Below are 15498 nucleotides of genomic sequence, written 5' to 3' on the forward strand. Positions count from 1 at the left end.
GCGAATTCTACAGCGTTACACGCTGCTGTCAACACCTCTTTTTCAACTTCCTTTTGGCTTCGATGAACTGAAGCAACTTGCTGCCGAAAACTGCATAACTCATTGTTTACCAAGGAGTTTTCCGTTTCGACTGCGCCGGAAGTGGGGCGAATTATAGGCTTCCAGAATCTGTCGTCAACACAATTATTCGGTTTTTCTATCAAATACCTCAAAAACCCGATATTCCCACTATATAGATAGCTACAAGTCAGTACTTGAGCAATATATTGCTCATTCACTGACAGGCAAGCATCATAGCGCCACGTATTTATCGATCATGACTTCGGAAGAACTACCGCAATGACCACTCCACCTCGCAGCCTGGCAACCGCATTGTTTCCGATCGGCCTGCTATTGATCGCCATGGCGTCCATCCAATCCGGCGCGTCATTGGCCAAAAGCATGTTTCCTATTGTTGGCGCACAAGGCACGACTGCTCTGCGTTTGATTTTCGCCAGTGTGATCATGCTGGTGCTATTACGCCCATGGCGCGCCACGCTGACAGCCAAGTCCTTGCGCACGGTGATCATTTACGGGATGGCGCTGGGCGGCATGAACTTCCTCTTCTATATGTCCCTTCGCACCGTACCGCTGGGGATTGCCGTAGCACTCGAATTCACAGGCCCGCTTGCCGTCGCTATCTATGCCTCGCGCCGAGCTGTCGACTTCCTGTGGATTGCCCTGGCTATCATCGGCCTGCTGCTGTTGATTCCGACGGGCGAGGCCAGTAGCGGTATCGACTGGGTCGGCGCGGCGTACGCACTGGGCGCAGGCGGATGCTGGGCCTTGTATATTTTGTTCGGCCAAAAGGCTGGGAACGACAATGGTGTTCAGACCGCCGCACTCGGCGTAATGATTGCCGCCCTGTTCGTCGCACCGATCGGCATCGTGCATGCGGGCGCCGCGCTGCTGACGCCCGCCCTGATCCCTATCGCCATTGGCGTCGCGATTCTGTCCACCGCCTTGCCCTACACCTTGGAGATGGTCGCACTGACTCGCCTCCCCGCTCGCACCTTCGGCACGCTCATGAGCATCGAACCAGCGTTCGGCGCCCTCTCCGGCCTGCTCTTTCTGCATGAGCACTTATCCCTGGCCCAATGGCTGGCCATCACCTGCATTATCCTGGCTTCCGTAGGCGCCACGTTGACGATGCGCAACGAATCCAAACCACTGGTGCCTGCCGACTGATCATCTTTAAAGCCAGCTCTGGTATTTGCCGCTCATTTAGGCCATGTTTAGTCCGTAACCGAATGTCATTCATGGAGAATTTCGACACGGACAGCATGAACGCTTCGCTCGAGAGCGAGTAAAGCGGCTCTGTTATTTTGCAGGGCGGCTATTAAGGATGGGAATGAAACGAATTTTGATACTGTTGCTGGTTGTGGGCATCGCTGGCTGTGCTGCAACCACAAAAACAGAAGTGAAACGGGGTAAAAAAGGGCTGCATATCAACTGTTCGGGCCTGTCCTCCTCCTGGGACCAGTGCTACACCAGTGCAGCCAATTCATGCGGTGCCAAGGGCTACCGGGTGATAGCCAAATCCGGCGACAACTCCGAGGAGCCTGGGGACTATCCCTTCGGCCTCAACCCTGCCGGCTATACCAGCCGCAGTATGATCGTCATCTGCAAATAGCTGCCCGAGCAGTCTTTCCTGACTGCTCATCTTAAATTCCGGCCAATTGCGGCACGAAGGCTAAACTCCTGCTCGATCATCGAGCCAATGGAGTTCCCATGCCGCACAACAAGAAAATCGTATTAGTAGTGGGTGCCGGTGACGCAACCGGCGGCGCCATAGCCAAACGCTTTGCCCGCGAAGGCTACATCGCCTGCGTCACCCGTCGCAGCGCCGACAAACTGCAGCCCCTGGTAGAAAGCATTCAATTGGCAGGCGGTGAAGCCCATGGTTTTGCCTGTGATGCCCGCAAAGAAGAAGACGTGATCGCACTGGTCGAGCAAATCGAAACCGAGCTGGGGCCTATTGAAGCGTTCGTCTTCAACATCGGCGCCAATGTGCCTTGCAGCATTCTGGAAGAAACCGCACGCAAGTACTTCAAAATCTGGGAGATGGCGTGCTTCTCCGGCTTCCTGAACGCACGGGAAGTCGCCAAGCGCATGGTCATGCGTAACCGCGGCACTATCCTGTTCACCGGCGCCACCGCCGGCTTGCGCGGAAGCGCGGGGTTTGCCGCCTTCGCTGGCGCCAAGCATGGGATACGCGCGCTGGCACAAAGCATGGCGCGGGAGTTAGGCCCGATGAACATCCATGTCGCCCATGTGGTGGTCGACGGTGCCATCGATACCGACTTCATTCGCGAGAACTTCCCGCAAAAATACGCCCTCAAGGATCAGGACGCCCTCCTCAACCCGGACCATATTGCCGACAACTACTGGTTCCTGCATCGCCAGCCACGGGACGCCTGGACGTTCGAACTGGACCTGCGTCCCTGGAACGAAACCTGGTGACTCCCTCTATAACAATAAGTAGTGAGTACAGACCATGAGTAAAACCCTGGAGTTCTTCTTTGATCTCGGCAGCCCCGCCACTTACCTGGCCTATACCCAGTTGCCGGCGCTGTGCGCCAAAACGGGCGCACAGGTGGTGTATCAACCGATGCTGTTGGGCGGTGTATTCAAGGCCACGGGCAATGCCTCGCCGATCATGGTACCCGCCAAGGGTCGCTACATGCTCGATGACCTGGCGCGTTACGCCAAACGCTACAACGTGCCGCTCAGGTTCAACCCGCACTTTCCCATCAATACCTTGGTGCTGATGCGCGCCGTCACCGGCATTCAAATCCACCAGCCTGAGCGTTTCCTCGACTTCATCGACTGCCTGTTCCGCGCACTCTGGGTGGAAGGCCGTCACCTGGGCGACCCAGAGGTCGTGGCCAATGTGCTCACCAAACAGGGGTTCGATCCCGAGCAGGTACTGGCCCTGTCCAATGACGCAGCCGTCAAGGACGCTCTCAAGGACAAAACCGAACAAGCCATTAAACGCGGCGTGTTCGGCGCTCCCAGTTTCTTTGTAGGAAACCAGCTGTTCTTCGGCCAGGACCGTCTGGACTTTGTGCGTGAAGCCCTCAGCTAGATGTTGATTGCGGCCGGCAATGCCTTGGCCGCAACCGATCAAATCGCCGCAGTGCGCACCTGCAACCATTCAAGCGCTGCACCCTTGAGCAGCGGGCTCAAACGCTCACGCACCTGGGCGTGATACGCGTTGAACCATTCGCGCTCATCCGCCGTCAGCAACGACGGCTCCAGGCAGCGGGTATCAATCGGGCACAGGGTCAGGGTTTCGAACTTGAGAAATTCGCCAAACTCGGTCTTGCCCGCTTCACGGTTCAACACCAGGTTCTCAATGCGCACGCCCCAACGGCCAGGGCGATAAGTACCCGGCTCAATTGAAGTGATCATCCCTGGCTGCATCGCCGTTTGTGGCGCCGCAGCAGCCTGATAGGCAATCACCTGCGGGCCTTCATGCACGTTGAGGAAATAACCTACGCCATGGCCTGTGCCGTGACCGTAGTCGACGCCTTCTGCCCAGATCGGCGCACGGGCAATGGCATCCAGCAACGGTGAAAGAATGCCCTTGGGGAACTGCGCACGGGACAGAGCAATCACGCCCTTGAGCACTCGCGTGCAATCGCGTTTCTGCTCCTCACTCGGTGTACCGACAGGCACCATCCGCGTGATGTCCGTGGTTCCGCCCAGGTACTGGCCGCCGGAGTCGATCAAAAGCAAGCCATCACCTTCGATCAGCGCATGCTCTTCTTCGGTGGCGTGGTAATGCGGCATCGCGCCGTTGGCATTGAAAGCGGCAATGGTGTTGAAACTCAGCGATACATAGCCGGGGCGGCGGGTACGCGCAGCGGTCAGGTGCTCGTCAATCGTCAGTTCGGTAATGCGTTCACGGCCCAGGGCGCTATCGAGCCAGGCAAAGAATTCACACAGCGCCGCCCCATCCTGCTCCATGGCTTGGCGGATATGTTCCGCGTCCGCCAGGCTCTTGCGGGATTTGGCCAGTGTGGTGGGGTTGAGGCTTTCAACCAGCTTGACGCCCGCGTCGAGGTTTTCCAGCAAGCCGGCGGTGACGCGGGCGGGGTCTACTTGCAAGCTTGCGCCCGCCGGTACCGCTCGCAGCGCTTGCGCCACCTCGCTGTAACCACGCAGGGTCACGCCATCCTGCTCAAGCACCGCCCGCAGTTGCGCATCGACCTTGCCCAACGCCACAAACAAAGTGGCCTGTTGCTGATTGATCAAGGCAAAGGACACAAACACCGGATTGAACGACACATCAGCGCCGCGCAGGTTGAATAGCCAGGCGATGTCATCCAGCGTCGCGATGAAATGCCAATCGGCGCCCTTGTCTTTCAAACTGGCACGCAAGGCGGCCAGTTTCTCGCCACGACTGACGGTGGCTTGGGGCGGCAGATGCTGATAAATCGGCTGGTTCGGCAACGCCGGGCGGTCTTGCCAGACTTCATCGAGCACATCGATATCGGTACGCAGACGCGCGCCACGCTCGGCCAACTTGCCACCCAGGGTACGTGCCGAGGCCACGGCCATGACCGCACCGTCCACCGCCACCACGCCACCCTCAGGGGTTTGCTCGGCCAGCCACTCCAGCGGACCGGGCTGACCCGGTTGCAGCTTCACCAACTCGATACCGCTGCCCTTGAGCTCCTTGGTCGCCTGTTCCCAATAACGGCTATCCGCCCAGACCCCGGCGAACTCCGCCGTGACGATCAGAGTGCCCACCGAGCCATGAAAACCGGACAACCACTGGCGCCCTTGCCAGTAACCCGGCAAATATTCGGACAAATGCGGGTCCGCCGATGGCACCAGCAAGGCATGAATGCCTTCGCGGCGCATCAGTTCACGGGTGTGCGCCAGGCGCTGGGGAACCGTTCCATGGGTCAAAGGCTGCGTACTCATTGTGTCTCCTGCTAACCACTAATAATTGTTATGTATTGCGAATGAAGTATCAGACAGCCCAGAACGCTGGTGCGCTGGCCTGTACCGTCTTGATCAATTGCACAGCGTCGTCGATATCCCGTTCGGTGGTGAACCGGCCCAGGCTCAAGCGAATAGTGCGACCAGCGCTGCGGGCATCATGCCCCAGGGCCACCAGGACGTGGGACGGTGCATTGCTCGCCGAATTGCACGCTGAAGTCGCCGAAAAGGCAATGCCCGCACTCAAGGCGGCAGCATTGAATTCGCCTTCACTGAACGTCAGGCTGAGGGTGTGGGGAATACGCTGGGTTGAGCTGCCATTGAGGCGTACTCCGGGAATCGACGCCAACTGGTCCAACAAACGCTCACGCAAGGCCACGATCTGCGCCTTTTCCTCAGCAAAGTACGCCGCCGCCAGAGCGAACGCCGTGCCCATGCCCGCAATCTGATGCGTCGCAAGGGTGCCCGAACGCAAGCCACCTTCGTGGCCGCCGCCATGAATTTGCGCCAACACTTTCTGCTGCGCACGAGGCCCAACGTACAGCGCGCCGATGCCTTTGGGGCCGTAGAGCTTGTGGGCGGAAAAAGACATCAAATCCACCGACCACTGCGCCAGGTCAATGGCAACCTTGCCCGCCCCCTGTGCCGCGTCCACGTGAAACAGCGCGCCCTGCTCACGCACCCGCGCGCCGATAGCCGGAATGTCGTTAAGGGTGCCCAGTTCATTATTGACCAACATTAAAGACACCAGGAAGGTGTCCTCACGCAATGCCTCACTGACAGCCTGAACGCTGATCAAGCCATCGGCATCGGGCACCAGATAGGTCACAGCCACGCCGGCTTCCTGCAACTGCCGCGCGGTGTCGAGTGTGGCCTTGTGCTCGATCTGGCTGGTGATGATATGCCCACCCGCCAGCCCTCGCGCCTGGGCCACCCCTTTGATCGCAAGGTTGTTGGACTCGGTGGCACCGGAAGTCCAGACAATTTGCTCTGGCTGGGCGCCGACCAATTCGGCCACCTGCCGTCGCGCCTGTTCAACCGTTTGCCGGGCCGCCTGGCCGAATGCATGGGAACTGGACGCCGGGTTGCCAAAATTGGCATTGAAACCCAGGCACTCGACCATCACCTGGATAACTCGCTCATCCACTGGCGTGGTGGCGGCATAGTCGAAATACAACGGACGTTTATTCATGGCGTAAAACTCGCAGAGCGTGTTCCCGAGAGCGGCGTCCCGGGGGCATCGAACAGAACAGAGGTCGTCAGGTTTAACTGATCGAGTGCCATTGAAGAAGAATCACGTGATGTAAATGTGCGTAGGAACGCTCCTGATTTTCAGCTTAACAGGCTCAAAGGCGATTGGGTGCAAATGCAAAAAGCCGAAAAATCCGCCATACGGACTTTTCGGCTTTTAGTGCAGCGCCAGGCGACTCAAACGTTAGTAAACAACCCGCTCACAGGATCGATGTTTCCGTTGTAGGGCACAACGGTTCCGGCTGCCCGGGCGATGGTGGCCCAGATTCGCTGCATATCGACCATTTTATTGCCAATGACCGGGTTGCCTTCTTGTTGACGATCACCCTGGGCCGTGATGTTGAAATAGCGTCCTGCGCCATCGCCGCTCTTCAACAACCCGCTGGCCCCGCCCATCAGTACCAGCGGCATATCCTTCGTATGCTCCGGGGCACCATCGGCCATCTCGCTGGTGAATACCACAAGCGTGTGTTCAAGCAGGCTGTCACCCGGCACATCGGGATCGGCATGCTTCGCCAACTCGTCCATGAACAACTTGGCTCGCTGGGTATACCACTGCCGGGATCGTTTCCATACGTCCAGCCCAGCATAACGATGGGCGCAGTCATGGGGGTTGGTCACATTGCTGACGTCCAGGATATTGAGCGACTCCGCCGAGCGCCCGACTTGAATTGTCGCTACACGCGTGATGCCACACCCCAGCGCTGTGGCAACCACCTGATGGTGGTGATGCTGTACCTGGTTACGAAATTCCGCAGATTTGAACGGCAACGTGTCCATCTGCAAAGGCGAACATTCGCCAATGGGTGGCAGAGTTTCTTCCATGTCTTTCATGACCTGCTCAACCGAATCAAGCTGCATATCGAGCTTCTGCTTTTGCGCCCCCGCAAGCCTGCCTCGCAGCTCGTTGATATCCGCCAGCACCGGATCAAATACATGCATGTTTCGCACCTGCTGCTCGCGCACCTCACGACTGACCGCGCCAAAGATTTTCTCGTACATCAACACCGGGTCCTGCTCAGGCCTGCGCATTGCGCCGCCATTTTCCGGCCCTTCCCAGGATACCTGCCAGGCGGTCCCGTCAATGCCTGAATGCGGTCCGGCAAAAAGACTCCGCTGGGACGGATCGGTCCCCGGCATATGGCGGCCAAGCAACACATCAATCGACGCCATCTTCTTCTCACGGTCGCGCAACGCCCACGTCCAGCCGTTATGGCCTTCATTGCCAGGGCCCAGAATCGTGCCACGCAGGTACAAGGACTGGTCTTTATAGGCCGCAAGCTCCTGGCTGACCTCGTTGAGCTGGAAGTCGGAAGTGTCCAAAGCTTCGGCAGCGGGATGCCAGAGGCCTCGACCATCACTGGAATAGGCGGTTGCAGAGTCGACTGCCAGGCCATCAGGTACCACAAAGAAAACCACTTTTAACTTGGCCTGCTGGTTTTGCCCGGCCAAGGCCATACGCGCCAGGCCACACTGGGTGAGCGGGCCGAACACACCTACCGCAGCCAGGCCGGCCAGAAAGCGACGACGACTTTTCAAGATATCCATGATCAATCCCTCTGCGTCTTGAATTGGAACGCGTTGGAGGTACCCAGCGTGCGCAGCATCCCTGGTAATGAGCCATTGCCCTTCAGCCCGTCGACCAATGCCTTGACCGTTGCGGAAGTGGACTCGTCGGATTTGTTGCCCGAAGCGAAACGGAAATAGCTATCCGCCATGCAGAACAGAGACGCCGAGTTGTGCGCGATCAGCTTGGAAATACCTCGCACATCGTCGATAGGCACCGCGCCATCAACCCCAATGAACGGACCGGACGCTTTGATCGGCAACTGCACAGGGAACTGCGCGTAGTTATAGGCAGGCTCCTGCTGGCGATAGCGCCCGGCAGCGTCGTAATGCTCCATCGATGCGCCGGTGTCGTTCATGTACTGATGACACTGCCAGCAACGCCCTCCCGAAGCCTGCTCACCATTAATCAGGTCCCAGCGTTCACGGGTACTGATCGCACGCGCAGGGTAGGCCGGCTCTGTGGGCTCGGCTTCGACCGGCGCCCCAAACTCCCGGCAGAAAAGCTGCTCGCGAATGGCAATGCCGCGCTTGACCAGTGAGGTGACCTGATAGTCAGAGGTAGAGGCCTGAAAAAGCCCCAAGTGCAACAAGCCACCCCGTTTCTCATCCACGGCGACTTTGTGCAGCGTGTCACCGGTTACGCCGCCGATACCGTAGTGTTCGGCCAGAGCCTTGTTGAGGAACGTCACACCGGGGTTGAACAGCTCGTCCAACGTCCCCTTGCCGTCGAGCATCACGTGACGGGTCAACAGGGCCTGCTCCTGGGTCATCAACTGGATCATCTGTGCGCTCAGGCCGGGCTTCTCCTGCACCCCGCGCTGAGTCTTGATGTAGTAACTGATGAACCGATTGAACTGCTCAAGCCCGCGCTCACTGCGCATCATTCGGTCTATTTCTGCGCTGATTTGCTGCACTGTCTGCAACTCGTTGCGCTCTGCCTTGGCCAGCAGTTGCGCGTCCGGAGTGGTGCCTTGATAGGTGTAGGACAATGCGGTTGCGGTCTCATAAGGGGTGAGCTTGTAGACCTCGGCCTGCCGTGCGACAGCCTGGCCCAACTCCGAGCGATACAGGAAGTTGGGCGACAACAGCAGCGCAGCGATCAGCGCCCGCTCCCCGTGCTCATCCAACACCGTCTGATAACGCGACAACTCAGACGGGCTCAAAGGACGACGGAACACTTGATAACCCAGGGCACTGACCTCAAGGGTACCGGCAGTGGATTTGAAGCGTTTTACACGTTGAGGTGCCACCTGCTCGGCGATCGACACCGCCATGCCATACAGCTGCTTGATGTCTTCAGCCTGCAGCAGCCCTTCGCTGGCTTCACCTGGGAACTTGAAGTCTTTCTCGGATTTATCTGCCGGCAGCTTCTGGGTATTGACCTCCACGCCGAGTATGTCCTTGACACTGGCCGCGTATTCATCGCGCGTCAGCAAGCGCAACTGGCGCTGACCGTGAGCCTCGTTCGGGCTCAGGTAAGGCGCCCACACCACCTCAAACAAATGCTTGCTGATTTCGGTCGCACAGGTGGTGTCGCAATGCCCGGCCACCGGCATGCTCTGGATTTGCCGCACCAACGCATCCTGGCCAGCACTGCTCCACGCCACCGCCATGCGCAGGTTGTTGAAAAACTCCACCGCGTGGCATTTGGTGCAGGATTCGGCAAGCACTGTTTCGCCCAACTTCGCTTCATGACGGTAACTGATAGGTGTCAGTTGCTCGTCCTGGCTGTCCTCGTTGATACGCAGCGCTACCTGTTCCGGCTGTGGCAGTTCCTGTGGGTAAAAGGGATAGATGACCTCGTAATCCCCATAGTCCAGAAGCTCGGTGACACTTTCGCCCCAAGGCACCTGCACCACTTTGGGCTCGGTGCTCGTAGAGCCCTTGAGCTTGAGGGTGAAATGCCAAGTGGAATCCGTTACTGACGCAGGCTTGGGCGGCGCCAACACCGTGATGTTGATATCCAGCTTGATCGGCCGCTCACGGTACTGCATGTTCAACACGTGCTTGTTGTCGTCGGCAGACAAGGTAAGTGAAGTATTGCGCGTCTGTGGAATCCAGTTTTTCACATCATTGAGCCGAACCTGGTAAGTCCCGTAGGGCAAACCCTTGAGCACCAATGCGGCATAACTGTCAGCAGGGTTGAAGGATGCATGGAACTGGCGGGTATTACCGCCCGGCGCAATCAACGTGCCACTGATCATCTCATTCTCCAGCTCAGGTGCCGGTGCGAGCGCCGGCCGCAGGGTCAACTCTGTGTTCGGCAACCCTGCTGGGTCATAACTGACGCGATAAATCACCCCGGCGACGTCATCGGAGATCAGCAGGCTGTTGTCCGGTAGCACCAGGAAGTCAGCCGGCCGACCAATGCAGGAGTCGTCCAGGCAATACACATCGAAACGCAGGGGGTCTTGGATAAACCCATTGATCAACGGGATCTGATTGACCACTCGCGTTCCGTCCTGGATCGAGACGAGTCGCACATCCATACCCGGCCGCTCGGCCGTGCCCGCCCCATGCACGGCAACCAGCATGTTCTGCGAACGTGCGCGAGCCGGGTAACCACTCCAGAACTTCAGCCCCAGAGGTGCGGTGTTGGTACCCAGCTCGAAGGCGGCAGGCACGTAGTCTTTCGGGTCGATCTGCTGCCGGGACTTATCGGAAACAATCGCTCCCTGAACCAAGGGCGGCTGGATCACCGCCGGGTTGCCAAACTCCTCATCGGTGAAACCCGGCGTGCCTTTGCCAAACAGATAGGGCACACCGAAGTGCTGGTTTGGGCCGCTGATGCGGTTGATTTCGTCGGGGTTGGGGTAGCCCTGGCGGTTGTTGTCGGTGAACCAGATTTCACCGGTCTGCGGGTTCCAGTCGAACCCCACAGAGTTGCGCACCCCTTTTGCAAGAATCTGCGCTTTACCGGTCACGGTGTCATAACGCAGTAACGTGCCGTAACGCGGGTCAGGCGGGATCATGCACAAGTTGCAAGGAATGCCGACGGCGGTGTACAGGCCAGTGTCGGCGGGGTCCAGCGGGTTGAAATGCAAAGGGTGCTTCATATGCCAGAAGCGCGTGCTGGAGCCAGACGCCACGGAAGGCAGAGGAAATGGCGCATCGTCGGCGGGGAATTTGAACACCCGCTCAGGCGAAGGATCCTTGTAATGCGCATCGGCATCGCGCAAACGATAGAGGCCGCCAGTGGTCGAGTAGTACAAATCACCGTCGCGATACACAACCCCGTGCGGCTCCTCCAACCCGCTGGCAATCACGTAGATGCCGGTGGGTTTGCCGGCATTGTCCAGGGGCAAGGCATAGATCATATCGGCGATTTTCCCGTCATAGACGTAGGATGGAATCGCACTGGAGCCCACATAGAGCACGTCCTTGCCCATCGCCATCTGCCGAGGCTGTATCAGCCCCTGGGCAAACAATTCAATCTTGACCCCTGGCAGGCCGCTGAGCCTGCCCACCTGCACCGGTGGCCGATACTTCAGGGTGACCGCCTGTTCTTCGCCCTCCTCTCGCTGGAAGGAAACGATACGCGGTGTGTTCAAGGGCACAAACCCACCAGCAGGGTTCATCACCAGTTGGTAGTCGCAGGCCTTCAGGTTATCGAGGTGAATAGTTTCGCCGGACTTGGCACTGATCGGGATTTCCTCGGCTTTGCAGCGCAATACGCCAGTGACTACCTGATCGGCCCGCGCCACGCCCGGGGTTGGCTGGCTGATCGGCCCCCGGCCGCTTAACGTGCTGAAGTTCAGGGTCAGACGGTTACCCTGGAAGCCACCGCATTCCCCCAGATCCTTCCAGGCATCGCCCCAAATCTCGACACCATGAGAGGATGGCTGCCCGGGGTTGTAATCGGACTGGTTGCACCATTGCCAACTGCCCGGCCCGTGCGGCGACTTGTCAGTGTCTTTCCAACATTCAAACTCGTGGGCTTTGTCCTGCTGGTTTTTGTTCTGCACCCGATTGCCTTGTTCATAGACGGTCCCAGCTTTGTAGGCAGGTGCCGTAAAGGCCGCCGCCGAAACCTCCACACTCAGCAACGCGAAGAACACGCCAGGCAAACCCCAACCACAGCGCGAAACAAGCAAACCCCACCCGATCGACATCCTCATGATCACCAGCCTCAATGGCAGGCCAGGCGTATTTCTATCGAAGAAAGACTGCGCAGTTTTACGATCCCGTCAGAAAGCACCCGGCACGGAGTCACGCGCCCCGAACGGCTGACGCAACCCGAAGTACATTCAATTTGGAATGTCTTGCAATGCTATTCCACAGCGAAACTACGACATGGCACGAAGCCAAAGAGACAGGAAAAATCAGACACTCGACTCAACCATCCGCCTGCATCATGCAGCCGTGATGCGTTGCTAAGGCTAAGTTCTAGCCGACAGATATCAGCTCGTCAAACTGGAAGACGTACCTATCGTCACCCGGCTCTCAACTCGCACGGCCGCTGCGCTGTGCGGCGCGCTGTGCGTTCATTTCAGCCTGCTGATCAAAGCCAAAGGTTTTCTGTGGCTGGCCAGTCAGGGCAGCACGCTGCTGTTGGTATTCATCAAATGACAACCCGCGACGACTCAACGCTTCCAACGCCAACTGTTTGGTTTCTTCTGCCGTGTAAGGGCGCATCTCAGGCGATGGGTGAGTCGCGCACCCGGCGAGAACAGAGATGACAAACAATAACGAAATAGCGAATAGACGGTTCATGGCGGCGGTCCTGCTGAGGAGGTTTCGAGTCAATGAACACAGGCTACTCCCGCCCCCCTGCCATGAAAAATCAACGCCCGTGATAGTCGCTATCAACCGTTACAGCAGGTTCGATAGCGCAACCTATATATTCGTTTTCGATCTATAAATATTTAAATGCATTCGTTTACGGAATAAATTCAACCCTCTATAAATGGCGTCACGTAGCCCGACTGTTCGCCACGCAACGGTCACCCTGGCGACAGCCCTTCAACGAGGTGCCCATGCAGTTGTTGACTCTACCGCCCTCCCCCACACTCGCGACCTCGATCCGCGCCACCGCTCAGGTCTTTGAAGACCCTAAATCCCAGGCCTTGCTCAACCACATCCAGCAAGTGGCGCCCAGCGACGCAAGCGTGTTGATCATCGGCGAAACCGGTACCGGCAAAGAGCTGGTGGCGCGCCATATCCACAACCTCAGCGCACGGCGCAACCGGCCGTTCGTGGCGGTGAACTGTGGGGCATTCTCCGAATCCCTGGTGGAAGCCGAGCTGTTCGGCCATGACAAAGGTGCCTTTACCGGCGCCCTGAGTGCCAAGGCTGGCTGGTTCGAAGAGGCCGAAGGCGGGACCTTGTTCCTCGATGAGATCGGCGATCTGCCAATAGCAATCCAGGTCAAACTGTTGCGGGTATTGCAGGAGCGTGAAGTCGTACGCCTGGGCTCGCGCAAAAGCATTGCGATTGATGTGCGCGTGCTCGCCGCGACCAACGTACAACTGGAAAAGGCCATCAACGCCGGGCATTTCCGCGAAGACCTCTACTACCGTCTCGGCGTGGTCGGCCTGGAACTCAGCCCACTGCGCGAGCGCCCTGGCGATATCCTGCCGCTGACCTGGCACTTTATCGAAGTCTACAGTCGGCGCCTGGGCTACGGCCCCATCACCATCAGCCGTGAGGCCGAGCACAAGCTCAAGAGCTACAGCTGGCCAGGCAACATCCGCGAATTGGAAAACGTCATCCATCACACCCTACTGATCTGCCGCAAAGGCGTGATAGGGGGCGACGATTTGCGCCTGTCGAACATGCGTATCGAGCGCCAGGACGACAACCCGCACCACATTGGTAACAGCGCCGAAGCCTTGCTGGCGCGGGCGTTTCAAACGCTGTTCGAGGAACAGACCGGCGCCCTGCATGAAAAGGTCGAAGACGCACTCTTACGTGCGGCCTACCGCTTCAGCCATTACAACCAGGTGCATACCGCCAACCTGCTGGGCCTGAGCCGCAACGTCACGCGCTCGCGCTTGATCAAGCTCGGCGAGCTGGCGGTGAACAAACGTCGACCTGGCGAAAACGTGCAGGGCGGGCGGATGCTGCATTTATCCATTTAGGCGACAGTGCAGCGCGTTGTCATGGCTGCGCTCAAAGCTTTGCAGCACCTGGAACGAACCGAAGGTCACCGCCGTTGCCTGGTGGGCGCGAATCAGCGTCCAGAAATCTTCGCCGCGCTGCTCGAAGAACTTGAACGCCGCCTCGCCATCTGCGCGCGATTGCCATTGCAAGTAATTGAGCACCCGCCGGCCGTCCTCGCTGACCTGCACGCTGGCACTCAGAAAACCATCGTGGCCCTCGGCCAGTCGTTCGCTTTGAGTGGACAAGGCCGCCACCAGGGCATCTTGCTGCTGGGGGTTGATCTGAAACTCGATCAATTGAGTGAAGCCGCGACACTTCTCCGATACCTGCATGAACACTCCCCTCTCTTTGTAGGCAGAATCTTGCGATTCGATGCCACGCAGGGTAAAACCTCTACTTAAGTCGAGGTCAAGCACTGTTTGGGAGATGTTCATGCTCAATAAGGAACTCAGCGTCGGGCAGCTCGCTGCTCGCAGCGGCGTAGCGGTTACTGCCCTGCACTTCTACGAGGCAAAAGGGCTGATCAAGAGCAATCGCAATGCAGGTAACCAGCGGCGTTATCCACGGGATGTATTGCGGCGCGTAGTGGTGATCAAGATCGCCCAGCGCCTGGGCATTCCGCTGGCTACCATTGGCGAGGCATTACGCACCTTGCCCGATGAGCGCGCACCCAATGTTCACGACTGGGAGCGCCTATCGGCGTTGTGGCGTGAAGATCTGGATGAGCGCATCAACAAACTGGTGCTGCTGCGCGACAAGCTCAATGGCTGCATCGGTTGCGGGTGCTTATCGATGGAGGCGTGCCCGTTGCGCAATCAGGACGATAAGCTCGCTGAGTATGGGCCGGGCGCCCAACTGCTGGAGCCCACCACACCGCCTTGATAAAAGCACCTCGTCGGTTGCCCGCAGGCCACGCATTACGTGGCCTATAGTGAAATGTTCATACCTCGACTCAGGGAGAATGTCATGAACGTTAAAGCTATTCCCGACGGTTATCACAGCCTCACACCTTATATGGGCATCGACAAAGCGGGCGAGGCCATCGAGTTCTACAAAAAAGCCTTTGGCGCCACGCAAGTCATGCGCCTGGACATGCCCGACGGCAGGGTGGGTCATGCCGAACTGCGGATTGGTGATTCGTCGCTGATGCTCGGTACGCCCTGCGATCAAATGGCCCTGCGCAATCCGGATGAGCACACCAGCATTGGTCTGCATCTGTATGTGGAAGATGTGGATGCACAATTTCAACGAGCGGTTGATGCCGGCGCCACCGTGGTGTCCGAGCCAAAGGATCAGTTTTATGGCGACCGCTCTGCGAGCGTGAAAGATCCGTTCGGTCATCTCTGGTTCCTGGCCACACACAAGGAAGACCTCACCGAGGAGCAGATACGCCAGCGCGCCATGGAGTTGTTCAAGCAAGGCTGATAGTTGCAACGCAATACACATCCCATGTGGGATTTGGCGTGCCTGCGGTGCAGACGACTCGGTGCATCCGTTGGATCGAGTCGATGTCATCGCAGGCAAGCCAGCTCCCACAGGGTTACGCCATACACCCTGAATGCAATCCTGAAACATTTTCTTTCA

General features: G+C 58.2%; 13 protein-coding genes. 7 read left to right on the forward strand and 6 right to left on the reverse strand.

From position 1 onward, the window contains the following. Positions 1–339 precede the first annotated feature (339 nt). From rhtA to GIW79_RS22460, 4 genes are all read left to right on the forward strand, one after another. Positions 340–1227 carry a threonine/homoserine exporter RhtA gene (gene rhtA / locus GIW79_RS22445; protein ID WP_034127259.1) on the forward strand — a complete coding sequence of 296 codons (888 nt, stop codon included), beginning with the start codon at positions 340–342 and terminating at the stop codon, positions 1225–1227. 163 nt (positions 1228–1390) lie between these two features. Further along, positions 1391–1672 carry a hypothetical protein gene (locus GIW79_RS22450; RefSeq protein ID WP_003190182.1) on the forward strand — a complete coding sequence of 94 codons (282 nt, stop codon included), beginning with the start codon at positions 1391–1393 and terminating at the stop codon, positions 1670–1672. Between the two features lie 98 nt (positions 1673–1770). After that, complete coding sequence (locus GIW79_RS22455; RefSeq protein ID WP_057978097.1) at positions 1771–2502, forward strand: SDR family oxidoreductase; 732 nt, start codon at positions 1771–1773, stop codon at positions 2500–2502. 34 nt (positions 2503–2536) lie between these two features. Next, entirely contained in the window at positions 2537–3127 is a 591-nt protein-coding gene (locus tag GIW79_RS22460) for a 2-hydroxychromene-2-carboxylate isomerase (RefSeq protein WP_072448074.1), read from the forward strand. A gap of 38 nt (positions 3128–3165) precedes the next feature. On the opposite strand, the gene GIW79_RS22465 is transcribed toward GIW79_RS22460, so the two are convergent. The 5 genes from GIW79_RS22465 to GIW79_RS22485 form a co-directional block, all read right to left on the reverse strand. Beyond that, positions 3166–4974 (reverse strand): aminopeptidase P family protein, encoded by a 1809-nt coding sequence (locus GIW79_RS22465; protein WP_236282747.1) that lies wholly within the window; start codon positions 4972–4974, stop codon positions 3166–3168. Between the two features lie 49 nt (positions 4975–5023). Next, complete coding sequence (locus GIW79_RS22470; protein WP_197901163.1) at positions 5024–6184, reverse strand: cysteine desulfurase family protein; 1161 nt, start codon at positions 6182–6184, stop codon at positions 5024–5026. A gap of 236 nt (positions 6185–6420) precedes the next feature. Beyond that, complete coding sequence (locus GIW79_RS22475) at positions 6421–7791, reverse strand: DUF1552 domain-containing protein (protein WP_057978103.1); 1371 nt, start codon at positions 7789–7791, stop codon at positions 6421–6423. Between the two features lie 2 nt (positions 7792–7793). Continuing rightward, positions 7794–11924, reverse strand: a complete 4131-nt coding sequence (locus GIW79_RS22480; RefSeq protein WP_236452541.1) for a DUF1592 domain-containing protein — start codon at positions 11922–11924, stop codon at positions 7794–7796. Between the two features lie 331 nt (positions 11925–12255). Beyond that, on the reverse strand, positions 12256–12525 hold the full coding sequence (locus GIW79_RS22485) for a hypothetical protein (RefSeq protein WP_236452540.1): 270 nt from the start codon (positions 12523–12525) through the stop codon (positions 12256–12258). Positions 12526–12788: 263 nt separating this feature from the next. Between GIW79_RS22485 and GIW79_RS22490 the strand changes: the two genes are divergently transcribed. Continuing rightward, a complete protein-coding gene (locus GIW79_RS22490; RefSeq protein WP_236452538.1) occupies positions 12789–13892 on the forward strand; it encodes a sigma-54 interaction domain-containing protein in 1104 nt (367 codons plus the stop codon). Here the strand turns inward: GIW79_RS22490 and GIW79_RS22495 are convergent. Further along, a complete protein-coding gene (locus GIW79_RS22495; RefSeq protein ID WP_034127271.1) occupies positions 13881–14246 on the reverse strand; it encodes an antibiotic biosynthesis monooxygenase in 366 nt (121 codons plus the stop codon). The genes GIW79_RS22490 and GIW79_RS22495 overlap by 12 nt on opposite strands. A 100-nt stretch (positions 14247–14346) precedes the next feature. Between GIW79_RS22495 and soxR the strand changes: the two genes are divergently transcribed. Both soxR and GIW79_RS22505 read left to right on the forward strand, forming a co-directional pair. Then, entirely contained in the window at positions 14347–14796 is a 450-nt protein-coding gene (gene soxR / locus GIW79_RS22500) for a redox-sensitive transcriptional activator SoxR (protein ID WP_034127251.1), read from the forward strand. Between the two features lie 84 nt (positions 14797–14880). After that, positions 14881–15339 carry a VOC family protein gene (locus tag GIW79_RS22505; RefSeq protein ID WP_054897881.1) on the forward strand — a complete coding sequence of 153 codons (459 nt, stop codon included), beginning with the start codon at positions 14881–14883 and terminating at the stop codon, positions 15337–15339. Positions 15340–15498 lie beyond the last annotated feature (159 nt).

Source organism: Pseudomonas sp. PA-7-1E, from assembly GCF_021605325.1.
GTDB lineage: Bacteria > Pseudomonadota > Gammaproteobacteria > Pseudomonadales > Pseudomonadaceae > Aquipseudomonas > Aquipseudomonas fluorescens_BV.